This is a genomic window from Bacillus sp. B.PNR1, assembly GCF_030386235.1.
GTDB lineage: Bacteria > Bacillota > Bacilli > Bacillales > Bacillaceae > Bacillus > Bacillus stercoris.
Genome location: NZ_JANYMN010000002.1, coordinates 367713 through 391209, shown reverse-complemented (window position 1 = coordinate 391209; position 23497 = coordinate 367713). Strand labels below are relative to the sequence as shown.

Here is a 23497-nt window from a genome sequence, read left to right as displayed (position 1 = left end):
GATTCAATTATGAAAAAAGCTGTCATTGTAGAAAATAAAGGTTGTGCAACATGCTCGATCGGAGCCGCTTGTTTAGTGGACGGCCCAATCCCTGATTTTGAAATTGCCGGTGCAACAGGCCTATTCGGTCTATGGGGATAAGGTTCTCCAAAAAGGGCATAGTCTTTCTACTATGCCCTTTTTAAGTAAATTACAATTTTTAACTAAAATCTACCTCTTGTATATACATACACAATCGTTTTTCATTTGAATCATAGATATAGGGGATGGTATTTTGTTTAAAGAGCAGATGTATCCATTTATTAATGAAAGTGTAAGAGTTCACCAGCTTCCGGAGGGCGGCGTGTTAGAAATCGACTACTTGCGCGATAATGTCTCCATTTCTGACTTTGAGTACTTGGACCTCAACAAAACGGCTTACGAGCTTTGCATGCGCATGGATGGCCAAAAAACAGCTGAACAGATTTTAGCTGAGCAATGTGCCGTGTATGACGAATCTCCCGAAGACCATAAAGACTGGTATTACGACATGCTCAACATGCTCCAAAACAAGCAGGTCATCCAGCTTGGCAACCGGGCCAAACGCCATACAATCACCACGAGCGGAAGCAATGAATTTCCAATGCCGCTCCACGCCACATTTGAGCTGACGCACCGCTGTAATTTGAAATGCGCCCACTGTTATTTGGAAAGCTCGCCTGAAGCGCTCGGCACCGTGTCGATTGAGCAATTCAAAAAAACGGCTGATATGCTGTTTGATAACGGTGTATTGACATGCGAAATCACGGGCGGGGAAATTTTTGTCCATCCAAACGCCAATGAGATTCTTGACTATGTGTGTAAAAAGTTCAAAAAAGTCGCTGTCTTAACGAACGGAACACTCATGCGAAAAGAGAGCCTGGAGCTTTTGAAAACGTACAAGCAAAAAATCATCGTCGGCATTTCTCTTGATAGTGTCAATTCCGAGGTTCATGACTCCTTTAGAGGGAGAAAAGGCTCTTTTGCCCAAACTTGTAAAACGATAAAATTGTTGAGTGACCACGGTATATTTGTCAGAGTCGCCATGTCCGTCTTCGAAAAAAACATGTGGGAAATCCACGATATGGCCCAAAAGGTTCGGGATCTTGGAGCGAAGGCGTTCTCTTACAATTGGGTTGATGATTTCGGAAGAGGCAGGGATATTGTCCATCCAACGAAAGACGCCGAGCAGCACCGCAAGTTTATGGAATACGAGCAAAATGTAATTGATGAGTTTAAAGATTTAATTCCGATTATTCCCTATGAGAGAAAACGCGCGGCAAATTGCGGCGCTGGCTGGAAGTCCATTGTGATCAGCCCGTTCGGCGAAGTACGTCCGTGCGCCCTCTTTCCAAAGGAATTTTCATTGGGAAATATTTTTCATGATTCCTATGAAAGCATCTTTAACTCCCCTCTCGTCCATAAACTGTGGCAAGCGCAGGCGCCGCGGTTCAGCGAGCATTGCATGAAAGACAAATGCCCGTTCAGCGGCTATTGCGGAGGCTGTTACTTAAAAGGGCTGAACTCTAACAAATATCACCGGAAAAACATTTGCTCTTGGGCGAAAAACGAACAATTAGAAGACGTGGTCCAGCTTATTTAGGAGGGAAACGATTTGTCACCAGCACAAAGAAGAATTTTACTGTATATCCTTTCATTTATCTTTGTCATCGGCGCAGTCGTCTATTTTGTCAAAAGCGATTATCTGTTTACGCTGATTTTCATTGCCATTGCCATTCTATTCGGGATGCGCGCGCGGAAGGCTGACTCGCGATGAGCATTTTGGATATACACGATGTATCCGTTTGGTATGAACGGGACAACGTCATCTTAGAACAAGTGGATTTACATTTAGAAAAAGGCGCCGTTTACGGCCTGCTTGGGGTAAACGGCGCCGGAAAAACGACACTGATTAATACGCTGACAGGCGTGAACCGCAACTTCAGCGGGCGCTTTACACTGTGCGGAATTGAAGCGGAGGCCGGCATGCCCCAGAAAACATCAGATCAGCTGAAGATTCACCGTTACTTCGCCGCCGATTATCCGCTGCTGTTTACAGAAATTACGGCGAAGGACTATGTGTCTTTCGTCCATTCGCTTTACCAAAAGGATTTTTCAGAGCAGCAGTTTGCCGGTTTGGCCGAGGCCTTTCATTTTTCAAAATACATCAACAGGAGAATTTCAGAGCTGTCCTTGGGGAACAGGCAAAAGGTTGTGTTGATGACAGGCTTATTGCTGCGCGCTCCCCTGTTTATTTTGGATGAGCCACTCGTCGGTTTGGATGTGGAATCGATAGAGGTCTTTTATGAGAAAATGCGCGAGTACTGTGAGGCAGGCGGAACCATTTTGTTTTCTTCTCATCTGCTTGATGTCGTGCAAAGATTTTGTGATTATGCAGCCATTCTTCACAACAAACAGATCCAAAAGGTCATTCCGATTGGAGAGGAGACCGATCTGCGGCGGGAATTTTTTGAGGTGATCGGCCATGAATAGCATAATCCCCATCATGTCTTTGCTGTTCAAACAGCTTTACAGCCGGCAAGGGAAAAAGGATGCCATCCGCATTGCCGCAGGCCTTGTCATTCTGGCTGTGTTTGAGATCGGGCTGATCCGACAGGCTGGCATTAACGAATCGGTGTTAGGGAAAACGTATATCATACTCGCGCTTCTCTTGATGAATGCGTATATGGTGTTTCTTTCTGTGACATCTCAATGGAAGGAATCTTATATGAAGCTGAGCTGCCTGCTGCCGATTTCTTCACGGAGCTTTTGGGTTGCCCAGAGTGTCGTTCTGTTTGTCGACACTTGTTTGAGAAGAACATTATTCTTTTTCATTTTACCGCTGTTCTTATTTGGAAACGGAACGCTGTCAGGAGCGCAAACATTGTTTTGGCTCGGCAGATTTTCGTTTTTTACCGTTTACTCCATTATTTTCGGAGTTGTGCTAAGCAACTATTTCGCCAAAAAGAAGAACTGGATGTTTCTGCTGCATGCGGCGATATTCGCCTGTGTATGCCTCAGCGTCGCTTTTATGCCGGCCGCCACGATCCCGCTTTGCGCGGTTCATATCCTGTGGGCGGTGGTCATTGACTTTCCTGTCTTTCTGCAGGCGCCTCCGCAGCAGAGCAAGATGCATTCATTTTTGCGGCGATCTGAATTTTCGTTTTACAAAAGAGAATGGAACCGATTTATCTCTTCTAAAGCGATGCTGTTAAATTACGCGGTGATGGCGGCGTTCAGCGGATTCTTTTCGTTCCAGATGATGAACACCGGCATCTTCAATCAGCAAGTGATTTATATCGTGATTTCCGCCCTTTTGCTCATCAGCTCACCGATCGCTCTTTTGTATTCGATTGAAAAAAACGACCGGATGCTGCTTATCACGCTTCCGATCAAGCGGAAAACAATGTTTTGGGCAAAATATCGCTTTTATGCCGGTCTATTGGCAGGCGGATTTCTCCTTGTCGCGATCATTGTGGGTTTCATCAGCGGCCGTCCGATTTCAACTCTCACTTTTTTGCAGTGCATTGAGTTGCTGCTGGCGGGAGCGTTTATCAGGTTAACCGCGGATGAAAAAAGGCCCTTTTTCAGCTGGCAGACGGAGCAGCAGCTATGGAGCGGTTTCTCAAAATATCGGTCTTATCTGTTTTGTCTTCCCCTATTCTTAGCCACATTAGCCGGCACCGCTGTCTCCCTGGCGGTCGTTCCGATAGCCGGTCTGATCATAGTCTATTACCTGCAAAAACAGGATGGTGGTTTCTTTGATACAAGCAAAAGAGAACGGCTTGGAAGTTAACCTGCTGAAGACTCATCAATTTTCAACTATTTCAATCGCCGCGAGCTTTCTGAAACCGATCGAAAGCGCGGCGGAACCTGAGGAAGAAACAATTTATTTTTACGGCGCCGCCGCATACCTGAAGGAGCAAATCATTGACGCTTTCGGTTATGCTGCCGGCAGCCGTTTCATGTACTCGGCGAATCTCTTTTTTGATCAGCAGCTGAAAACCTGCGGGACCCGTTTGATTCACCCATTGTATAACGGGAATCTTCATGTTGACGCCCTAATGAAAACTTTTGCAGACATGTCTTTCCCTTCTTCCCTTTCACCCGAAGCCGTTGAAAAAGCACGGAATGAGCTGCTGCTGAAAATCGAAAAGAAATTCACTGATCCCTTCTCCTACTCGGCAGCGCGCTTGGCTGAGGAGGTCTTCGGAAACCCGATGTACGGCACAGGCATGTTTGGCCGGAAAGACAGGATAAAGGCGATTCATCCTAAACGGTTTCTTGACGCAGCGGACTTTATCGTTGATTTAATGTCCCAGCAAAAACAGCTGAACATATTGGGACAAGTTCAAGCATGTGATGCTCAGGGACATGCCCCGCAAACGTCCGCTGTAACGTCCGGAAGAATACCCGTGAACCGGCATGTTTTTGAAACAGAGACACGCAGCGCTGCAGGTCCCTCCGTCTTAACACTCGGATTTGATTGCGGAGAGATGAAAGATGCCAGCGATTATATCAAAATCCAGCTAATAGACGGATTACTGGGAAAGTACGGCCATTCCGCTTTATTCAAGCACTTCCGAGAGAAGGATCTGGCAGTCTATCACGTCATCACCCGTTACGATGTCATGAACAATTTGCTGCTTGTTTCTATATGTACGGATCAGCTTCATGAAAAGGATATACCTCCGCGCGTTTTGGAAGCTGTCTCAGCTTTTCAAACGAATGAGCGGGAACTGGAACAGGCAAAGCAATTTTTACGGAATGAAATGCTGCTGCAATTCGATTCTCCCGAAGGTCTGTTGGCCTATATGGGGATTCTTCGCCGCTTCTCCTGCACGAAAGAAGCCTTGCTGGATGGCATCTCAGCGGTAACGTGCCGTGATGTATTGCAATTCATAGCGACTATCAATTATATCGGAGCTCATGTAGTAAGGGGATGAAGAGATGGAAAAGAAAGCCTTTTTTCAACAACTGGATGAACGAACCGATATCAGATACACAGACAGCGGACTGAAAATATTCAGATTGAAATTCCCCCGCGCCCATCTACGCCTGTGCAATGTGAAAATCGATTTCGGAAGCCGTGATGTCTGCTTACAGGCAGAATCCGGCGACACGCTGCTCCCGTATGGCACAGCGCATTTTTTAGAGCACCTTCTCTTCTGGCATAATGGCCGCAATCTGTACAATGATTTTTTTGCGAATGGCGCGCTTTTAAACGCATTCACTACCTACACTGATACCAATTTCATGTTTACCTCATTACCGGATCGGCTCAGACAAACGATCCCCATCCTGCTTGATGCTTTATGGAACCACTCATTTGACAAAAAGATTGTCGCTCAGGAAAAAGCTGTGATTACAAGCGAAATTCAAACAGCACACCTTAACCATCAGCTCTCATATCATTATCAGCTGATCAGCATGCTTTCTCCCGCCTCACCTGCTGCCGTTTTCCCCGCAGGCAGAATCGAGGATATTAACGCGCTGAACATCGGTGATTTACAAAAAGCCTACAAAGCCGCCTACAAAGCCCATCGGATGACGCTGTTTTTGATTGGGGGTTCAGAAGATACGGAAATGCTTTTACCTCCTCACCTTCAGCTGCAGAAGCGTCCGCATGATCAAGCTAAAAAGAAAATCATCCCGGCGTGCCCTCCACCCCTTTCACAAAAAATGGTGCTGGGTGATGAGGAGCGGATGGAAGATACATGGACCGGATTACAGATCGGCGCACTTCCCGAGCAAAACGATCTATTGACCGTAAAGCTTTATTGGGATATCGCGTCTCGTATTCTATTTCAATTAGATTCACCATTTTTTCAAGAAATTCAGCAAACGTATCGCCTGGAAATCGATCGCTTGTCAGCCGAGACACATATATATGAGGATGGCGGTTTCTTGATCCTTCACAGTCAAGGGACCCATTCTTCAGCTTATATTGATGTCGCATCATACTATGTCACGCAGCAGAAAGAACAGGTTGCGTCCTGGCTTCAATACGGCAAGAACTCTTTGACTGACGCGATCATTTATGACAGCGATTATGTGCGTAAATGCTTCGAATGGGCGGCCGAGTGTGACAGGAGCGATTGCTCGTTTCTTGACATGTACCACATCATTCAAGATATGGATACGCAGATTTTCTTGTCTCTCATTGATGCATTGGCATCTTCTAACAAAGCGATCATTCATGTTTCCCAGAAAGAGGCGATCAAACAATGAGAAAAAGCACTGTCTTTACCTTGTTATTGCTGCTTGTCGGTATGGCGGCTTATTCCTTCGGCTTGGTTCAGGCCGCCGCCGAATCCGCCGCCCAATATGTACAGATGATCAACAGTGATGCCGTGCGGCTCGGACTGCTGGCTTGTACCGCCGCCGTCCTGATGCTGCCTGCTTTTCTCTATCTTCACTATGTCACCCAATCCGTGAAAAACATGACAGCAGCTTTTCAGAAACTCACACAGTCTCATCAAAGCTGCTGTGACTTTCAGCAACACAACCTGTGCAGCCGCTATGCAGAAGACGTCAAATCGCTGCGTGACAGCTATAAAAACGTCCGCCAAACATACGTGATGGCTGCTGTATTATGCCAAGTCGTCATATTCGGCTGCATGTTCGAAATCGTCAAAGCCGTCCCTTTCCGCCTTTACACGCCCCCTGCCGTTTCAATGGGGCTTGCGCTGTTACTGATCTTGTATTTATTGTTTTGCATGCGAACGTATTTGCTGCAGCTTTTGCAGCACGGCAGCCTGTTCAGAAAAGTGCTTGCGGGAGCGCTTGCAGCAGCCGGGATATGGTGGATGCTCAGTTTCACTATAAGTGAACTGCTGTTTCTGATCATCGTAGCGGCGATCCAGCAGATCGGATCATCAATATATAAGCACATCTCTGATCGCCGCCCCGCTTCTTTCGAACTATAAAGCTTCTACATTGCAATCGCAGACGGACCCGCGCCAACCGGAATCACCGTCACAGCTGTATAATCGCTCGTGCGGTACACGGTCACAGCATTGTCGTTGGGCTGTGCCGCATAAATATACTGATTGTCCGGCGTTACGGTGAGGTCAAAGGCGCCGGGCAGAGACACGTTTGCAATGATTCTCTGTCTAGCCGTATTAACTACGGATAAGTTTTTTATGAGAAACGGTTCACTATAAGGCTCTAGAAAATAAGCTCTAGTGCTGTCTAAAGAAAATACAATCGTTCTCAGAGTTTCAAATAAACGGTTAAATTCGCTTCCCCTGCTTAATGGTGACAGACTGATCTCCGTTACACCTTTCGGCCACAGCTCACCATTCAACACGTACGCAAAATTTCCAGCGTAAGGAGTTGCAATTAAACTGGGGAATTCAAATGAATCGATGATACTTTCTGCCAACTGACCTGTACTTACATCATATTTATCAACCGACCAACTGATTGCATTAGCGGTATAGACATACTGTCCATCCGGATCAAGAGCAAAGTCTAACGCGCCGGGTATCGGAATGACATCAATGACCGATTGAGAGGCTATGTTAATCATATATATAGATCCGGCGGCCATCACGTACGCGAACTCATCTGTTGAATCAAATTCGATCTTTCTCGGCCCTCCTCCAACAGTAATGGTATTTATGATACTCAATGTTTTATTATCAATCACTGAGACAAGGTTGGTATTCCCATGGAGGACATACGTGAATGCTTTATCGAAAGTAACGCCTAGATTAGTTGGCACGTCAGAAAAAGGGATTGTTTTTACTACCGTGTTTAAATCTGCATCAATAACCGAAACCGTGCTGTCTCCAGTATTAGCAGTAAACACATATGATTGAGGGTCTGGTGATGGCGGTAAAACAAGTGTACCGGTCACCGTAAGCGGACTGCCGTAGAAAGGCGGTACAATGAGAAGGTCTTCCACTGTTATTTGACTAAAATCAGGACAGCGGCCAGCCTGCGCTGCATAATAAACAACTTGGTCAATCTCTTCAGAATGAATCACAGAAACCGCCCCATTGCCTTGTCCATATTGATTTCGCACAGGCGACACACTGACAAGAAGAGTAACGGTCCCTTGTACTCTCACAGCATATCGAACACCGATATCTTCTGTTTCAGGCCCAGTCTTGATTAAGCAAGGCTCACTGGTGCAGGACAAATTGTCTGTACTCCATGTAACAGCCGCTGACGCTTCAGCCGAATCAACCTTAAAGCCCTCAGGGATATCTATAGGCACTTGAAACGGCACTTCCCGGCCGATTTCCTCATCACAAAAACAGAAACAATTTTCCTGTAAAGCAGAAAGATCATTCTTTTTCATGATTTCACGTCCTTTTAGAAATGCACAGCATTCAGTTGATTAGATCGCAATAACTCCCGGTGAAACCCCAAGAGATATGATAGTTTCCACAGAATAATCATCCGTGTTGTAAACAGTGATGTTCTGCTCTAAAAAATGGGTTGCATACAGAAATTCGCCATTCGGAGTAAACGCAAAGTCTCTTGCCGATTGCGGAATATTTCCTATAACGCCTGCTCCATTCGGACTGACAGAATACAAATTGCCAGTGAAGCTGTCGTGTAAATACACCTCTGATCCACTCGTAAACATTGCATATTGGCCGTCAGGCTCCAGTTCTTGGGTAATGCTGATCGTAAACGTATTTAGATCAATAACCGTCAAATAATTGAATAAGAATTCTTGTTCTAACACATACGCATACCTCTCCAGAGAATCTGTTTCTATGGATGATACGATAAGATCTCGTTCAATCGTTCCTATGACTTCACCAGTGAATAGGTCCACTTTTTGCACTAAACCAAAATTAAGAACATAGGCGAATAACCCATTGGGGTCGATTGCAACATCAAACCCTTCTACAGGAATCGACCTATCAACAGCCAGCGTATCAATTCCAATCACATAAATTGCAGTACCGGCGAAAACATAAGCAAACTCATGATTAGGGATAAATTTGATCGATCGAGGCGGCTGATCCAGCATTATGGATGCTGTCACTGTTAATGTGTCATAATCGATGACAGAAATCACATTGTTGTTGAAGTGCAAAACAAACACAGCGCTTTTATCCGGGGTCACTTCAATATCTGTCGGCCTATATGGAAGAGCAATCGTTGTCACAACGGCATGAGTGTTTGTATCAATCACAGAAACTGATTGATCATTTGGATTCGCTGTAAATGCATAAACAGGCTCCGGCTCCGGTACAAGCACAATCGTCCCCGTCACCGATAAAGGACTGCCGTAAAAGGGCGGAACAACAACAAGGTTTTCGATCGTGATGTCACTGATATCCGGGCAATCTTCCGGTTCATCGGAATAATAGACGACTTGATCGATCTCTGCATTGTGAATGACGGAAACAGCCCCATCCCCTTGTCCATATTGATTTCGCACAGGTGAGACACTGACGAGCAGCGTAACAGTTCCCTGCAGGCGCACTGCAAATTGAACACCGATCTCATCAGGCTCAGGCCCCGTTTGAATTAAGCATCGTTCACTGACACAGGAAAGGCTGTCTGCATTCCACGTGACACTTGCAACAGCTTCAGCCGGATCAACGACAAACCCTTCAGGTAATTCAATCGGTGCTTGAAATATGGTCTCGCGGCTTGCTTCTTCCTCACAAAAACATAAACATTCTTCTTGTGCGGCTTCTGCTTTTTCTTTAAAGGAAAGCTTGTTTTTTCTCATACCTTCACTTCCTTTTCAGACATACACTGCTCACGCAGATATAACAGAATATGGAAGGTGAATCTGTTTGCTTGTACAAATTGCCGAGGGTAAAAGCGGTTTTTTGAAAAAATCCCCTCTGATATGCGGTGTAACGAAAGAAAACATTGCGGTTTTTTTGCGCTTCTCACAAGAATGAAGATGATAAAATATGACATATATAGAATAATGAAGGGAGGGATTTACAAACGTGACAGGTGTCATATCTTCTTCTTCCATCGGAGAAAAGATTAACGAATGGTATATGTACATACGCCGATTCAGCATCCCCGATGCAGAATATTTGCGACGAGAAATCAAGCAAGAGCTGGATCAAATGGAAGAAGACCAAGACCTTCATTTGTACTATTCACTGATGGAATTCCGGCACAACCTGATGCTTGAGTACCTTGAACCGTTAGAAAAAATGAGGATTGAGGAACAGCCGAGACTGTCTGATCTGCTGCTTGAGATTGATAAAAAACAGGCTCGTTTAACTGGTCTGCTTGAGTATTATTTTAATTTCTTTAGAGGCATGTATGAGCTGGATCGCCGTGAATATGTATTAGCCATTCAATTCTTTAAAAAAGCTGAGAGCAAACTGGTTTTTGTGAAAGACAAAATCGATAAAGCGGAATTCTTTTTCAAAATGTCAGAAGTCTATTATTATATGAAACAAACTTATGTCTCCATGGACTATGCACGTCAAGCATTCGAAATATACAGTGAACAGACTACATATGATATCAGAATGATTCAATGTCAGTCCTTATTCGGAGCCAACTTTTTGGATTTAAAACAATACGAAAAAGCAATTGCCCATTTTCAAAAAGCCTTTACACTTGCAGAAGCAGAGCAGCAGCCGCAATTAATGGGAAGAACTCTTTATAACATAGCACTCTGCAAGCAAAACCAAAACAGTTTTGAATCAGCGATAGAGTATGTAAAAAAATCTATTCAAGTATTTGAAGGATCTAAAATGCTCCCTTCACTGCCACAAGCTTTTTTCCTAATTACACAAATTTATTTTAAATTAGGTAAGATTGATAACGCCTGTGAATATCATAAAAAAGGAAAAGAGTATTCTGCAGCTGCGGGAGATACCGTGTATCTAACGGAGTTTGAATTTTTGGAATCTTTATACTTGTCTGGACCGGATGAGGAACGGATAGAAAAATGTTTTGTTTTTCTTGAAGGTAAAATGATGTATGCAGATATCGAGGACTTCGCACTTGATGTTGCTAAATATTATCATCAACAGGAAAATTACAAAAAAGCATCTCATTACTTTTTAAAGGTTGAAGAAGCAAGACAGCACATTCAAGGGGGGGTGAATTTATATGAAATGGAAGTATAAATTATTACTCGCTTGTTTAGCTGTGAGTGCTGTATTTATCACAGTCGAAGTATCAAATTCATCAACAGAACATTTTGATGTTGCGCAGCGCGCCATGATCTAAACCGCCGTCCATCGGCGGTTTTTTTGTCCCCTCTTTACCCATCCTCCCAATCCATGCTATGATTCTTTCAATAATCTTGAAGAGGGTGGAAATACAGTATGTCTCTGGAAAGTGTGAAAACCCACTTTACACAGTGGAATCGAGAAAATGATGTGATGGAGTTCGAAACATCGAACGCGACAGTTGAACAAGCAGCTGAGACGATCGGCGTGAGCCCGGCTAGAATCGCCAAAACCCTGTCCTTCAGAGGGGAAGGAGATCAGGCGATTCTGATTGTGGCAACCGGAGATGCCAAGATCGACAACAAAACGTTCAGGCAAACATTTGGCTTTAAAGCAAGAATGCTCTCTCCTGATGAGGTGCTGGAGCAGACAGGCCATGAAATTGGAGGTGTTTGCCCGTTTGGGTTGGCTTATGATCTTGAGGTTTATCTAGATGTATCGCTGAAACGGTTTGAGACTGTTTTCCCGGCTTGCGGCAGCAGAAACTCCGCTATTGAATTAACAACGGAAGAATTATCCGAATTTTCTTTCTCAAAAGCATGGATTGATGTTTGTAAAGGCTGGAATAAAAAAACATCCAGACATCGTCTGGATGTTTACCTATTTCACAAACCCAAGCAGCATCTCACGGATGATTTTGCTGGCTGTGTTTGCCGTTTGCTCTGAGTGGTCATAAACCGGTGCGACTTCCACTAAGTCAGCGCCCTTTACATTTACCTCTGAACGCGCGATTTCATGGACGGATGCAAGCAGTTCTTTAGACGTGATGCCGCCGGCGTCAACCGTTCCTGTTCCTGGTGCGTGGGCAGGGTCTAATACGTCAATGTCGATTGTGACATAAACCGGACGGCCCGCGAGCTTCGGAAGCACTTCTTTCAGCGGTTCAAGCACTTCAAATTTTGAGATGTGCATGCCGTTTTCCTTCGCCCATTCAAACTCTTCCTTCATGCCGGAACGGATTCCGAATGAATACACATTGTGCGGTCCGATCAATTCTGCCGCTTTGCGGATCGGCGTAGAGTGAGAAAGCGGCTCTCCCTCATAATCAACGCGAAGATCTGTATGTGCATCAAAATGGATAATCGCAAGATCTGGGTATTTCTTGTACATCGCTTTAATGACAGGCCATGACACGAGGTGCTCCCCGCCCATGCCCATTGGGAACTTCCCTTTTTCTAAAATGCTGTCCACGTACTCTTCAATCATATCCAAGCTTCGCTGCGGATTACCGAACGGCAGCGGAATGTCGCCGGCGTCAAAAAAGTTCAAATCAGCCAGATCACGATCTAAATATGGGCTGTATTCTTCAAGGCCGATTGATACCTCACGGATTCTGCTTGGGCCAAAGCGTGAGCCCGGGCGATAGCTGACTGTCCAGTCCATTGGCATGCCGTAAAGAATGGCGTCCGCCTCTTCCCACTCGGGACGGCTCGCGATAAATACTTTTCCTGAATAAGCTTCATCAAATCTCATCTATAATACCCTCGCTTTCCTGTAAAAAAGCGCAAGATTCGCTCCTGCGCCATACCATCATTATTTAATCAGGTCACTCACAAATTTCGGCAGTACAAACGCCGCTTTATGAATATCTTTTGTGTAATATTTTGTCTCAATATCGAAGAAACGGCTGTCTTCCACTGCAAGCGGATCATATTTTTTCGAGCCGATTGTAAATGTCCACAGACCGCTTGGATATGTCGGAATGTTCGCCGTATACAGCTTCGTAATCGGGAAGATTTCCTTCACGTCGCGCTGTACATTTGTGATTAATTCCGGTGTAAACCATGGGTTGTCCGTCTGTGCGACAAAAATGCCGTCTTCTTTCAGCGCTTTCGCAATTCCTGCGTAGAATCCTTTTGTAAACAGGTTTACAGCCGGTCCGACTGGTTCAGTTGAATCTACCATTATGACGTCGTATTGATTTTCAGATCTCGCAATGTGCATAAATCCATCATCTACCTGCACGTCAACGCGCGGATCATCCAGTTTGCCTGCGATAGAAGGAAGGAACTTTTTAGAGTATTCGATCACCTTGCCGTCAATATCTACAAGTGTCGCTTTTTTCACGCTTGGATGCTTCAGGATTTCTCTGATAACGCCGCCGTCACCGCCGCCGACTACCAGAACATGCTCCGGATTTGGGTGCGTAAATAATGGCACATGCGCCACCATTTCGTGATAAACGAATTCGTCTTTTTCAGATGTCATCACCATGCCGTCCAAAAACAGCATGTTGCCAAACTCTTCTGTTTCCACCATTTCTAAATGCTGAAACTCTGTTTGTTCTGTATGTAACGTTTTGTTAACCTTCATCGTAATGCCAAAGTTTTTCGTCTGCTTCTCTGTGTACCAAAGTTCGCTCAATTGTCATCTCCCTTTCCAGGCTGTATTCATTTATTGTAAGCGTCTAATCAGCTTTTATTCTCGGTTGAAATCTCATTTTCACCTAAGGAAAAAGTATAGAGGATGGCGGGAAAAAAGTAAAGATGCGTCCTGTTCAGCAATGTTTAAAAACGATCTTTTTTCCTCATAATAGTAGAAACATAAAAAAAGGGGGAACCCGTTGTGGATGCAATGACAAATAAACGGCTGAGACTGACGCTGAAAACCGTTCGCGCCTTTATCTTTTTAGGGGCTTTTGCGGCCTTTGCGGCAGCGGCCGTGTTTATGACTGTCATTTTGATAGCCAAATACCAGGGCGCTCCCTCGGTGCAGGTGCCGCAATCCACGATTTTGTATGCGAGTGACGGATCAAAGCTCGGGGAAACGAACTACGGCGAAAAGCGCTATTGGGTCCCCTTAAAGGACATGAATCCGACGATCGTAAAAGCGACAGTGGCGATTGAAGACCAGAATTTCTACGATCATCACGGCTTTGATTATAAACGCATGGCAGGCGCGGCGCTTGCTGATCTGAAAGCATTTGCCAAGGTTCAGGGTGCAAGCACCATCACCCAGCAATATGCGAGAAACTTATACCTTGAACACGACAAAACGTGGAAACGGAAATGGAATGAGGCATTCTACACGATCCGTCTGGAACAAAACTATTCTAAGGACGAGATATTAGAAGGCTATTTAAATACGATTTACTACGGCCACGGCGCCTACGGCATTGAAGCCGCTTCCCGCCTGTATTTCGGCAAGCATGCCAAAAACCTGACGGATGCGGAGGCAGCGCTTTTGGCAGGAATCCCGAAAGGCCCTTCCGGCTATTCACCGTATGTCAATGAGACGAAAGCCAAGGAACGCCAGAAAACGATTGTGCAGATGATGGAAAAGCAGCAGATGATCAGCCAAAAGAAAGCGGATGAACTGATCAAGGAACCTCTTTCCTATCAGCCTTTGAATAAACAAGTTTCCAAGAGAAAGGCCCCTTATTTCTATGACAATGCGATGAGAGAGCTGGAGAAAAAGCTTGGCATGACGCGGGAGCAAATTGAAACGAGCGGGTTAAACGTCTATACAACGGTGGATAAACGGATGCAGCGCATCGCCGAGGAGACCATTACCAAAACGGTTAACGCGGGCTCTGACATTCAAGTCGGGTTTTCAGCCATTGATCCCCGCACCGGAAACGTTCTCGCCCTTGTCGGCGGCAGGGATTATCAAAAAAGCCCGTTTGACCGGACGACACAGGCGAAGCGCCAGCCTGCTTCGACGATCAAGCCATTGCTGTATTATAAAGCGATTCAAAGCGGATTTACGCCAGTCACTTTGATGAAAAGCGAAGAAACCGAGTTTCAAATTGATGCAAAGGGAGAAACCTATTCTCCAAGCAACTATAACGGATACTACGCCAACAAGCCGATTACGCTTCTGCAGGCGCTGGCGCTTTCCGACAACATTTACGCTGTAAAAACGCATCTTTTTCTCGGCACGAACAAACTCGTAAAGGCCGCAAAGGAATTCGGCATTACCGCCCATCTTCAAGCACTGCCGTCCCTGGCACTCGGCACTGAACCTGTGCGCCCGATTGAGATGGTCAACGCCTATGCCATGCTCGCAAACGGCGGAAAGAAAATCGAACCGACTTTTATTTCGCGAGTTACGGACGCGGCGGGCCATGTGCTGTACGAAAACCCGAGTCAGCATAAACAAGTTCTTGATGAAAAAGCCGCTTTTGTCACGGCGAGTATGATGACAGGCATGTTTGATACCGATTTAAACGGATATACATCGGTAACCGGACGAACGATAGCCAACCGCCTGACAAGAACGTATGCCGGAAAATCAGGAACCACCAGCGCAGACAGCTGGATGATCGGCTTCAATCCGAAGTTGGCCGCGGGTGTTTGGACTGGTTATGACAAAAACAGCACCATCGACTCGGTCGAAGAAAAAAGCTATGCTAAAACCATTTGGGCGGACTTCATGGAGAACGCGCTCAAGGGCGATCCGGAAACCGCGTTCAAGCCGCCAAAAGGCGTAACCGGCGTATACATTGATCCAAAGACAGGCTACTCATCAGGTCCCGGCTGCGCCGCAAAGCATTACACATATTTTGTGAAAGGCACAGAACCATCAAACGTGTGCTACGGGGCAGAACCCGCAAAACAAACAAAAGACCGGCTTCCAGCCAAAGAAAAGCCCGCTTCCGAGAAAAAATGGTGGGACAAATGGCTGGGGCGAAATCATTGAAAATAACCCGGCTTCTCGGAGGCCGGGTTATTCGTATGTTCCTTCATAATCGATGGTAAAATGTTAGGCAATCGAGCTGAACAATCAGTTTTGGGATAAAGTGGTGAATTTCTCATTTCTTCGACGCCGCTTCATCAACCAGTCGCCGACTCGAATGGTTTCGTACATCATATCCCCCTAAAAATGAAAAACCCCGAGTCTTGTTTCGGCTCGGGATTTTCCATGTCCTATTTCTGTATCACCAGTTTACTCAATGTTCACGAAAAATATCTCAAATATTCTAAAAGTTCACAGAAAATTCACAAATTAATTGTCTTCCGGAAGCAGGCTCGTTTTTAACTCATCTGAGGAACGGTCCCATAGGCCCTGATCATGCTTTTTCAGAAATTCGCCTAGTACACGCTTCGAGCTGTCGTCCATTTTATCAACGATGATTTTCCGTTTCATGGATTTATCCATCAGATTCACATGCTCAGGCAGTGACTTGTAGCCTCTTCTGATGCTTCTGTCGACCGTCATTTCACAGGCTGTTACCCCTGCGTAATAAGGGCCCTCTTCTCTTCTGTCAATCGTCACCCACACAAGCCAGTATGGTTTGCCGTTTGGAACTTCTTCTTTATTCGGGAGAAATTTAATTCCTTTTTCAACGGTGCTGCGGGCATGCATGGCGCCGATGTCTACGAACGCTTCTTTTTCCTCTACATCGACGAACACGGGAGAAATGTTATCAAGGCTGAGTGCCCCTACGCCAAAACCGCCGTGTCCGTCTGTCGGATCACTTTTGATAATATTAAACCCGATTGATTTTTTCTTTTTTTCTTCCATGAAGTTCTACCTCCTACAAAAGCGGTTGAAATATCGCTGAAAACAGCTTTAAAATCGAATCTCTTCCTGCATTAAGCAGCGGCCACAGCACATAAGATCCGAGCGGTGTCACAAACAGAACCAAAAACACGATAAAGCCGTAGTTCTCCGCTTGCGTCATTTTGGCACGCACGCCCGGCGGAACGAGATCTTCTATAATTCGATAGCCATCGAGCGGAGGAAGCGGCAGCAGATTAAATAAAAACAAGACAAGATTCAGCTGTATCCAAATAGAAAAAAACTGATCCAATCCCGTGCTGAATGCCGCAAGCATTTCCATTCCGTACGCATGCATCAACACTAACAAAAAGAAACCGATAAAGGCAAGAATCAGGTTACTGACAGGCCCGGCTATAGATACGAGCACACCGGCAAGCCGGGGTTTCTTAAAGAAGCGGCGATTAACAGGAATGGGACGCGCCCATCCAAAGCCGGCCACCAAAATCAAAATGGTACCGAACGGATCAAGGTGCTTGATAGGATTCAGCGTCAGTCTTCCTTGTTTTTTCGCCGTATCGTCACCAAATTTGTATGCGACATAAGCATGGGCAAGCTCATGCATTGTAAACGACACAATTAGCGTGATGACGAGGTATGGCATTAAAGATAACGGATAGTATAAAAAACGGTCCAAGTGAGATATCCCTCTTTCTCAAAATGCAAGAATTTACTTTATTCAGTATACTATAAGAAGCCTCTTTTTCTAAAGAGAGGAAACGAGATAAAGGAGGATTCAGCACACATGCCATACGTAACTGTCAAAATGCTCGAAGGCCGTACAGACGAGCAAAAACGCAATCTTGTTGAGAAAGTAACAGAAGCCGTAAAGGAAACAACCGGCGCTTCTGAAGAAAAAATTGTTGTCTTTATAGAAGAAATGAAAAAAGACCATTATGCCGTTGCAGGCAAACGCCTGAGCGATATGGAATAATCTCTATAAAGCCGGCGCTTCGCGCACCGGCTTTTTCTATCTCTATTGAGCCAGCTTCGCAATAATCGCCAAGAACGTCTTCTTCTCTTCGGCTGTTAAACGTTCAAACATCCCGTCAATCAGCTGCTGGCGGTTTTCAATCATTTGTTCAGCCGCTCCCCGGCCCGATTCAGAAAGCGTAATCCATACAGTGCGGCGGTCATTATTATTTCTGGATCTCTCAATAAACCCTTCCTGCTCTAAATGATTCAGAGCTGTGGTCGTGGCAGAGGGAGACAGTGTGACCTCCTTCAAAATATCCTTTATGGTGCAGCTCCCATGTCTGTATATGATCCGCAGAATAAATCCTCTTACATTATTCACGTGTTTCGGAACGGTGGCTTCATCTAATTGCTTCGTGCTTTTCAAATATTTTGTAAGTGCGTGATCCAGCAAATTTGCTTCCAGTTTGTCATGGTCCATGTCAATTTCCCCATTTCGAGATGCATTCATAACATACGAACGATATGATTTACTTATTATTTTACTGATTCCGAATAGGGAAAGTCAAAAAAGCAAAATGTGAATTCACAGCTTTTATCCTACATGCCTCGATTTTCCACCTGTTTCACAAGCTTATCTTTGAATGTCTGAAAAGAAACGTGTTCATTCTGCTGATGTCCGAATTGGCGGACGTTAACCGCATTCTCCTGCTCCTCTTGATCTCCAAGCACCAGCACGTACGGGATTTTCTGCATCTGCGATTCTCTGATTTTATAGCCGAGCTTCTCATTGCGCTCATCAATGCAGGCTCTTATCCCCGCCTGCTTCAGCTCCGCCTGCACCTTTCTGCAATAATCCAAGTGTACGTGCGAAACCGGTATGATTTGAACCTGGATCGGTGCGAGCCAGACTGGAAAAGCCCCGCCGTAATGCTCGATCAAAATACCGAAAAAACGGTCGATCGAGCCGAAAACCGCTCTGTGGATGACAACGGGACGAACCTTTTCATTGTGTTCGTTGATATATGTTAAATCAAATTTTTCCGGCATTTGAAAATCAAGCTGAATTGTCGCACATTGGTGGCTCCGTTTTAGGGCATCTTTTATGTGGAAATCAATTTTCGGCCCGTAAAACGCCCCATCGCCTTCATTGATCTCATAAGAGAGGCCAAGCTCCTCAAGGACGCGTGCTAAGGCACGCTCCGACGCTTCCCAAAGGCTGTCATCGCCTAATGAATCCTCCGGACGAGTCGAAAGCTCAACTGAATACTCGAAACCAAATGTCCGATATACCTCATCAATCAGCCGAATCGCTTCTTTGATCTCACTCTCAATCTGATCCTCCCGAACGAAAATATGGGCGTCATCCTGACAGAACGTCCGAACGCGAAGCATTCCGTTTAAAGCCCCGCTGTATTCATGGCGATGCACCTGTCCGAATTCCGCCATGCGAATCGGCAGATCCCGGTAAGAATACATGCTGTTTTTAAAGATGAGCATGTGGCCCGGGCAATTCATCGGCTTCATTGCGAACCTTGTATCATCCACTTCTGAGAAGTACATATTGTCGCGATAATGATCCCAATGGCCTGACTGCTCCCATAACCGCTGATTCATCATAAACGGCGTACGCACCTCATCGTAGCCGGCATTTGTTTGCAGTTCACGCGAGAAGCGTTCCAGCTCATTTCGGACAATCTGCCCTTTCGGCAAATAAAACGGCATCCCCGGCGCTTCTTCAGAAAACATAAACAGCCCTAACTGTTTGCCCAACTTGCGATGGTCTCGTTTTGCCGCTTCTTCCAGCATATGCAGGTGTGCATCCAAATCTTTTTTCTTTTGAAACGCAACCCCGTACACCCGCTGCAGGACTTCATTTTTGCTGTCTCCCCGCCAATAAGCGCCTGATACTCTTGTCAGCTTGAACGCCTTGATTATTCCTGTAGAAGGAAGATGCGGCCCGCGGCACAGGTCAATGAATTCTCCTTGCTGGTACAGCGTGATATCCTCCCCGCGCGGAATATCCTTTAAAATCTCAAGCTTAAGCCGCTCGTCTTTTTGTGCAAACAGCTCTTCAGCTTTTTCGTAAGAAACCTCTATACGTTTGATTTCAAGGTTCTCATTTATAATGTGTTTCATTTCTTTTTCGATAGCCTCTAAGTCACCTGATCCCAAGCTTTTCTCCAGCTTCATGTCATAGTAGAAGCCGTCTTCAATCACAGGCCCTACCCCCAATGACACTTCGCCGTACAGCCGTTTTACTGCTTGAGCCAGCACGTGCGCTGATGTGTGGCGAAGCACTTGCAAGCCTTCTTGTGAATCGAGTGTGACAATCGAAAGCTCAGCATCCTCCTCCAGCTTGAAACTGAGATCAACAAGCTTGCCGTTGACCTGACCTGCAGCCGCCTTCTTTTGCAGACTGGAACTGATCGAACCAGCTGCTTCCTTGATTGTGATGCCTTTCGGATATTCCTTGATCTGTCCGTCCGGAAGCTGAATGTGTACATGTTTACTCATTTTAAAACACTCCTTATTCATTGTTGTATATAAAAAAACACACCCGTCCCGCAGATAGGGACGAGTGTGTGATTAACCCGTGGTTCCACCCAAGTTCCCGACAAACGTGATGTTGTCGGCTCGGTGCTGTAACGCAGCATAGACGGCATTGGATACTTTAGTTCCCCAATGCTGCTCCAAGGCGGTAAATGATATTCCTAAGCTGGGAAGCTCTCACCTTTTCTTCCCTCTCTGAAAACCGTAAAAATCATTCATGTCCTTTTCATCGCATATATTCAATTCATAAAAAAACACACCCGTCCCGCAGATAGGGACGAGTGTGTGATTAACCCGTGGTTCCACCCAAGTTCCCGACAAACGCGATGTTGTCGGCTCGGTGCTGTAACGCAGCATAGACGGCATTGGATACTTCAGTTCCCCAATGCTGCTCCAAGGCGGTAAATGATACTCCTAAGCTGGGAAGCTCTCACCTTTCCTTCCCTCTCTGAAAACCGTAACTATCATTCATGTCCTTTTCATTGCATGTATTTAATTCATATAAAAAAACACACCCATCCCTCTAAAAGGGACGAATGTGATGATCATCCGTGGTTCCACCCAAATTCCCGATCAATTCAATTACACATGGTGATCGGCTTGAAGATGCTGTAACGCAGCATGACGGTATCAGATACTTGTTTTCCCCGATACGGCTCAAAGGCGGTAAGCTGCTTTCTCTGCGTTAGGAAGATTTCAGCTGTCCTTCCCTCTCTGGAAACCGTAAAAAGCATCTCATGTCCTTATCAGTGCCTGTTGTTTCAATAATTTTTTATATCTTACTATATATTCCCACAAAGCGCAATCAGTGATTTACATTTTTTCTGACGCGGCAGTCCCGTTATGGGCAGCCAGAAACAGCCATACAAGCAATGCAGCGAGGCTGTATGCCGCCCCCATCATCAAAAATGTAAACCCGGCACCGGCGTACCAAGTGGCGGACAGATGAATGATCACCCCGGTTATCGCTACGCCGACCAAAGCTCCGATTTGCCGGTTTGCATTTAACGCCGCACCGGCAATGTTCGCATGCCTTTGCCCGGCAGCCTGCATGATCACAGTTGTCATGGCAGGAACTGTAATACCGGTACAGAGGTTCATGACAGACATCAAAACCGCCAGCTGCCAATAAGGAAAATCCGGAGAAATCAGCACAAACAACAGCAATGCAATGATACAGCTGACCGCCATTGAGACAAACATAAGCTGCCCGGCTTCAAATCGATTCGCCAGACGGGCGAACAGCAGATTGCCGATCACAAAGACCGCCATCATCGGCAGCAGCTCAACACCGGCCATGAAGGAGTTTGCGCCTCCTGCTTCCTGCAAAAAAAGACTCAGCATAAACATGCCGCCAAAAAGAGCAAAATTCAGCAAAAACCCGATAAATTGGGCCGCTGAGAAACGGCCGTTTTTATATAAGGACGCCGGCAGGATAGGTGTTTTCGCAGAAACTTCCCGCAGCAAAAACAGCACAAATGCCAAAATCGCTGCAGTACATGCTAGAAGAATCACGGGCGAGCGCCAGCCCGCTGATGGCCCCTGTATCAATGCATAGGAAAGAAAGCCGAGAGCCATCATGCCAAGCAGATGCCCGGTGATGTTCACGCGGCCGGTTTTTCCCGGGACGCGGCTGAGAATTCGGTAAGCTGAAATGAGCGCGGCAGCCCCCAACGGCACATTGATCAGAAAAATACTCTGCCAGCCTGCCAACTGTACCAGCACACCCCCAATAAAAGGCCCAAGGGCTGAAGCGGCGGAAACAAGCGCGGCCCACAGTCCAAACATTCTCGCCCGCGCCCGTTCATCAGGGTAAGAGGCAGCCAAAAGGCTGAGTGAGCTTGGCATGAACAAGGCTGCGCCAATTCCCTGTATAAGACGTCCGGCAATCAGCATCTGCCCATTAAAGGATGCAGCGCATAGACAAGAGGCGAGAACAAAAACAGCTAAACCCAGGATATAGATCGTCTTCGATCCGAAACGGTCGGCCAAGGCTCCGCCCGCCAGCAGAAGCGACGCAAAAGTAAGAATGTACCCGTCCACAACCCACGTTACACCTGAAAGTGACATTGAAAGAGTGTTTTTCATATCCGCCATCGCCACATTCACAACGGTTACATCAAGAGTAGCCATGAGAAAACCAAGAGCGAGCACGATCAGTACAGATATTCCTGTTGATGAATCTGTTTTGTGTAAAGATCCGCTGTTTTTCATTGCAATTGCCCTTTCATTTGCTCGTTTATCCAATCATCTATTTTTTCAAGATCATACAATTCCCCGACTCTGTCCATGACATGCTGCAGGGACTCTTCTTTCATGAGATTGGCCCATTTATCCTCGATTTCCCCCATGACTGTCTCCAGCACACAGTTTTCACCTTCGAATACAGATTGCAGCAGACCTTTTCCCTGATACATCGAACCTCTGCCTTCGACCGCTTGATAAATATCATAAAGCGTAATGTCCGCCAAAGGCTTCGTTAGGGTAAAACCGCCCTTCGTCCCTGGCAAGGATTCTGCCAAACCTGCTTGAACCAATGTTCTCATCAGCTTCTTCAAATAAGACGGAGACACGCGCAATCGCTGGCTTATTGCCTCTGACGTCAAAGAAGCCTGTACAGGCAGCCGTGACAGTAAAAGCAACACAGAAACCGCCTGCTCCATCCCGGATTTCATTTTCATCATACACACTCCCGATTCATTATGGATAACTATTATCCACAATAGATCCCTTAGCGGCTTTTGTCAATAAAAAAAAGCAAAAGAAACAGTTCATTTCTTTTGCTTGGTATCCTTAACAAATCTGCTTCAGTTCCTCTATGTATTGAAGCGCTTCGTCATATTCTTCATTTGTATATTTTTGCTTGCTTTTGATTGTAAAGACTTTTTCTTTCTTTTCCTCATCCTCAAGCCCGTCAAAGTAAAGGATCGTGGAAACCAGCTCTAAAAACCGTGATGAACGGCTGTTTACACTGTCGATATAGCCTTTCATATCCGGCATGTTCAGATCAGCATGGTCTAAAAATGCGGAGCCTGTCTCAGTCAGCGAATACCGGTATTGAAAGTAGCCGCCCTTTTTTTCCTTCACCTCATGCAGAAATCCAAGGTTGCACAGCTCTTCAATCTGGAGCGTCAGTTCCTCTGAATATGGTCCGTAAAAGTGAAAATCATATTTCTCATAGAAAGGAAACTGCATTTTCTTGGCGATATAAATCATTTTCTGCAGCTTCTTTCGCCCGATGATTTCTCCAGAATCCGAGAACACCTTCATCAGTTTTGCATGTTCTTTCAACAAATTCCCGACATCTCCTTTTTCCTTCTTTC

25 protein-coding genes and 3 other annotated features are annotated in these 23497 nt (G+C 45.7%); of the genes, 14 read left to right on the top strand and 11 right to left on the bottom strand.

Going from position 1 to position 23497, the window contains the following annotated elements; translation table 11 throughout:
* Window positions 1–9 precede the first annotated feature (9 nt).
* The 9 genes from sboA to NZD81_RS13300 are packed head-to-tail and all read left to right on the top strand — an operon-like array spanning window position 10 to window position 6947.
* Window positions 10–141, top strand: a complete 132-nt coding sequence (gene sboA / locus NZD81_RS13340) for a subtilosin A (RefSeq protein WP_003222002.1) — start codon at window positions 10–12, stop codon at window positions 139–141.
* Entirely contained in the window at window positions 98–250 is a 153-nt protein-coding gene (locus NZD81_RS13335) for a bacteriocin biosynthesis protein (RefSeq protein WP_080478285.1), read from the top strand. Before sboA ends, NZD81_RS13335 begins: the two co-directional genes overlap by 44 nt.
* A 24-nt stretch (window positions 251–274) precedes the next feature.
* Window positions 275–1621 carry a subtilosin maturase AlbA gene (albA, locus tag NZD81_RS13330; RefSeq protein WP_071581776.1) on the top strand — a complete coding sequence of 449 codons (1347 nt, stop codon included), beginning with the start codon at window positions 275–277 and terminating at the stop codon, window positions 1619–1621.
* Between the two features lie 12 nt (window positions 1622–1633).
* A complete protein-coding gene (gene albB, locus NZD81_RS13325) occupies window positions 1634–1795 on the top strand; it encodes an antilisterial bacteriocin subtilosin biosynthesis protein AlbB (protein ID WP_003222006.1) in 162 nt (53 codons plus the stop codon).
* Window positions 1792–2511 (top strand): ATP-binding cassette domain-containing protein, encoded by a 720-nt coding sequence (locus NZD81_RS13320; protein WP_040081524.1) that lies wholly within the window; start codon window positions 1792–1794, stop codon window positions 2509–2511. Before albB ends, NZD81_RS13320 begins: the two co-directional genes overlap by 4 nt.
* Window positions 2504–3814 (top strand): antilisterial bacteriocin subtilosin biosynthesis protein AlbD, encoded by a 1311-nt coding sequence (gene albD, locus NZD81_RS13315; protein WP_136653884.1) that lies wholly within the window; start codon window positions 2504–2506, stop codon window positions 3812–3814. Before NZD81_RS13320 ends, albD begins: the two co-directional genes overlap by 8 nt.
* Window positions 3804–4964 carry an antilisterial bacteriocin subtilosin biosynthesis protein AlbE gene (gene albE / locus NZD81_RS13310; protein WP_289861007.1) on the top strand — a complete coding sequence of 387 codons (1161 nt, stop codon included), beginning with the start codon at window positions 3804–3806 and terminating at the stop codon, window positions 4962–4964. The genes albD and albE overlap by 11 nt, the downstream gene beginning before the upstream one ends.
* Window positions 4965–4968: 4 nt before the next feature.
* On the top strand, window positions 4969–6249 hold the full coding sequence (locus NZD81_RS13305) for a M16 family metallopeptidase (RefSeq protein ID WP_289860772.1): 1281 nt from the start codon (window positions 4969–4971) through the stop codon (window positions 6247–6249).
* On the top strand, window positions 6246–6947 hold the full coding sequence (locus NZD81_RS13300; protein WP_289860770.1) for a bacteriocin biosynthesis protein AlbG: 702 nt from the start codon (window positions 6246–6248) through the stop codon (window positions 6945–6947). The genes NZD81_RS13305 and NZD81_RS13300 overlap by 4 nt, the downstream gene beginning before the upstream one ends.
* A 5-nt stretch (window positions 6948–6952) precedes the next feature.
* Here the strand turns inward: NZD81_RS13300 and NZD81_RS13295 are convergent, their stop codons facing one another.
* Both NZD81_RS13295 and NZD81_RS13290 read right to left on the bottom strand, forming a co-directional pair.
* Window positions 6953–8329, bottom strand: a complete 1377-nt coding sequence (locus tag NZD81_RS13295) for a YncE family protein (RefSeq protein WP_095432265.1) — start codon at window positions 8327–8329, stop codon at window positions 6953–6955.
* Window positions 8330–8368: 39 nt separating this feature from the next.
* Window positions 8369–9724: a YncE family protein gene (locus NZD81_RS13290; protein ID WP_136653887.1), complete on the bottom strand. Its 1356-nt coding sequence runs from the start codon at window positions 9722–9724 to the stop codon at window positions 8369–8371.
* 229 nt (window positions 9725–9953) lie between these two features.
* On the opposite strand from NZD81_RS13290, the gene NZD81_RS13285 reads away from it, so the two are divergent.
* The 3 genes from NZD81_RS13285 (at window position 9954) to NZD81_RS13275 (ending at window position 11870) form a co-directional block, all read left to right on the top strand.
* Complete coding sequence (locus NZD81_RS13285; RefSeq protein WP_069838498.1) at window positions 9954–11099, top strand: response regulator aspartate phosphatase; 1146 nt, start codon at window positions 9954–9956, stop codon at window positions 11097–11099.
* Window positions 11083–11202, top strand: coding sequence for a PhrC/PhrF family phosphatase-inhibitory pheromone (locus NZD81_RS13280; protein ID WP_014665774.1), 120 nt, complete (start codon window positions 11083–11085; stop codon window positions 11200–11202). Before NZD81_RS13285 ends, NZD81_RS13280 begins: the two co-directional genes overlap by 17 nt.
* A gap of 98 nt (window positions 11203–11300) precedes the next feature.
* On the top strand, window positions 11301–11870 hold the full coding sequence (locus tag NZD81_RS13275; RefSeq protein ID WP_252153564.1) for a YbaK/EbsC family protein: 570 nt from the start codon (window positions 11301–11303) through the stop codon (window positions 11868–11870).
* Here NZD81_RS13275 and speB read toward each other — a convergent pair.
* Complete coding sequence (gene speB / locus NZD81_RS13270; RefSeq protein ID WP_003227545.1) at window positions 11805–12677, bottom strand: agmatinase; 873 nt, start codon at window positions 12675–12677, stop codon at window positions 11805–11807. The genes NZD81_RS13275 and speB overlap by 66 nt on opposite strands.
* A gap of 60 nt (window positions 12678–12737) precedes the next feature.
* Window positions 12738–13568 (bottom strand): spermidine synthase, encoded by an 831-nt coding sequence (speE, locus tag NZD81_RS13265; protein ID WP_289860761.1) that lies wholly within the window; start codon window positions 13566–13568, stop codon window positions 12738–12740.
* Between the two features lie 201 nt (window positions 13569–13769).
* Here speE and NZD81_RS13260 point away from each other — a divergent pair, with 201 nt between their 5' ends.
* A complete protein-coding gene (locus NZD81_RS13260) occupies window positions 13770–15845 on the top strand; it encodes a transglycosylase domain-containing protein (RefSeq protein ID WP_136653889.1) in 2076 nt (691 codons plus the stop codon).
* Between the two features lie 306 nt (window positions 15846–16151).
* On the opposite strand, the gene NZD81_RS13255 is transcribed toward NZD81_RS13260, so the two are convergent.
* Both NZD81_RS13255 and NZD81_RS13250 read right to left on the bottom strand, forming a co-directional pair.
* Entirely contained in the window at window positions 16152–16670 is a 519-nt protein-coding gene (locus NZD81_RS13255) for a YwhD family protein (protein WP_015714898.1), read from the bottom strand.
* A 13-nt stretch (window positions 16671–16683) separates the two neighbouring features.
* Window positions 16684–17343 (bottom strand): site-2 protease family protein, encoded by a 660-nt coding sequence (locus tag NZD81_RS13250; RefSeq protein ID WP_014665778.1) that lies wholly within the window; start codon window positions 17341–17343, stop codon window positions 16684–16686.
* Window positions 17344–17451: 108 nt separating this feature from the next.
* On the opposite strand from NZD81_RS13250, the gene NZD81_RS13245 reads away from it, so the two are divergent.
* On the top strand, window positions 17452–17640 hold the full coding sequence (locus tag NZD81_RS13245; protein ID WP_040081512.1) for a 2-hydroxymuconate tautomerase: 189 nt from the start codon (window positions 17452–17454) through the stop codon (window positions 17638–17640).
* Between the two features lie 42 nt (window positions 17641–17682).
* Here NZD81_RS13245 and NZD81_RS13240 read toward each other — a convergent pair whose 3' ends face one another.
* The 5 genes from NZD81_RS13240 to NZD81_RS13215 form a co-directional block, all read right to left on the bottom strand.
* Window positions 17683–18102: a MarR family transcriptional regulator gene (locus NZD81_RS13240; RefSeq protein WP_003242889.1), complete on the bottom strand. Its 420-nt coding sequence runs from the start codon at window positions 18100–18102 to the stop codon at window positions 17683–17685.
* A 119-nt stretch (window positions 18103–18221) separates the two neighbouring features.
* Entirely contained in the window at window positions 18222–20138 is a 1917-nt protein-coding gene (gene thrS, locus NZD81_RS13235; RefSeq protein ID WP_282373771.1) for a threonine--tRNA ligase, read from the bottom strand.
* A 53-nt stretch (window positions 20139–20191) separates the two neighbouring features.
* Window positions 20192–20413 (bottom strand) — a binding site (T-box leader).
* A gap of 31 nt (window positions 20414–20444) precedes the next feature.
* Window positions 20445–20666 (bottom strand) — a binding site (T-box leader).
* 33 nt (window positions 20667–20699) lie between these two features.
* Window positions 20700–20933, bottom strand: a binding site (T-box leader).
* Between the two features lie 54 nt (window positions 20934–20987).
* On the bottom strand, window positions 20988–22388 hold the full coding sequence (locus NZD81_RS13225) for an MFS transporter (protein WP_014665783.1): 1401 nt from the start codon (window positions 22386–22388) through the stop codon (window positions 20988–20990).
* The gene (locus NZD81_RS13220; RefSeq protein ID WP_040081510.1) at window positions 22385–22855 is read right to left on the bottom strand and encodes an Rrf2 family transcriptional regulator; all 471 of its coding nucleotides are present in this window, start codon (window positions 22853–22855) and stop codon (window positions 22385–22387) included. The genes NZD81_RS13225 and NZD81_RS13220 overlap by 4 nt, the downstream gene beginning before the upstream one ends.
* A 112-nt stretch (window positions 22856–22967) precedes the next feature.
* The gene (locus NZD81_RS13215) at window positions 22968–23468 is read right to left on the bottom strand and encodes a YwgA family protein (RefSeq protein ID WP_040081509.1); all 501 of its coding nucleotides are present in this window, start codon (window positions 23466–23468) and stop codon (window positions 22968–22970) included.
* Window positions 23469–23497 lie beyond the last annotated feature (29 nt).

Coding starts and splice junctions, on each gene's coding strand:
- NZD81_RS13305 (WP_289860772.1), top strand. CDS start 4,969: ATGGAAAAGAAAGCCTTTTTTCAACAACTGGATGAACGAACCGATATC.
- NZD81_RS13240 (WP_003242889.1), bottom strand. CDS start 18,102: ATGGACCATGACAAACTGGAAGCAAATTTGCTGGATCACGCACTTACA.
- NZD81_RS13300 (WP_289860770.1), top strand. CDS start 6,246: ATGAGAAAAAGCACTGTCTTTACCTTGTTATTGCTGCTTGTCGGTATG.
- NZD81_RS13320 (WP_040081524.1), top strand. CDS start 1,792: ATGAGCATTTTGGATATACACGATGTATCCGTTTGGTATGAACGGGAC.
- NZD81_RS13280 (WP_014665774.1), top strand. CDS start 11,083: ATGAAATGGAAGTATAAATTATTACTCGCTTGTTTAGCTGTGAGTGCT.
- NZD81_RS13245 (WP_040081512.1), top strand. CDS start 17,452: ATGCCATACGTAACTGTCAAAATGCTCGAAGGCCGTACAGACGAGCAA.
- albD (WP_136653884.1), top strand. CDS start 2,504: ATGAATAGCATAATCCCCATCATGTCTTTGCTGTTCAAACAGCTTTAC.
- NZD81_RS13295 (WP_095432265.1), bottom strand. CDS start 8,329: ATGAAAAAGAATGATCTTTCTGCTTTACAGGAAAATTGTTTCTGTTTT.
- speB (WP_003227545.1), bottom strand. CDS start 12,677: ATGAGATTTGATGAAGCTTATTCAGGAAAAGTATTTATCGCGAGCCGT.
- NZD81_RS13220 (WP_040081510.1), bottom strand. CDS start 22,855: ATGAAAATGAAATCCGGGATGGAGCAGGCGGTTTCTGTGTTGCTTTTA.
- NZD81_RS13255 (WP_015714898.1), bottom strand. CDS start 16,670: ATGGAAGAAAAAAAGAAAAAATCAATCGGGTTTAATATTATCAAAAGT.
- sboA (WP_003222002.1), top strand. CDS start 10: ATGAAAAAAGCTGTCATTGTAGAAAATAAAGGTTGTGCAACATGCTCG.
- NZD81_RS13290 (WP_136653887.1), bottom strand. CDS start 9,724: ATGAGAAAAAACAAGCTTTCCTTTAAAGAAAAAGCAGAAGCCGCACAA.
- NZD81_RS13225 (WP_014665783.1), bottom strand. CDS start 22,388: ATGAAAAACAGCGGATCTTTACACAAAACAGATTCATCAACAGGAATA.
- NZD81_RS13275 (WP_252153564.1), top strand. CDS start 11,301: ATGTCTCTGGAAAGTGTGAAAACCCACTTTACACAGTGGAATCGAGAA.
- thrS (WP_282373771.1), bottom strand. CDS start 20,138: ATGAGTAAACATGTACACATTCAGCTTCCGGACGGACAGATCAAGGAA.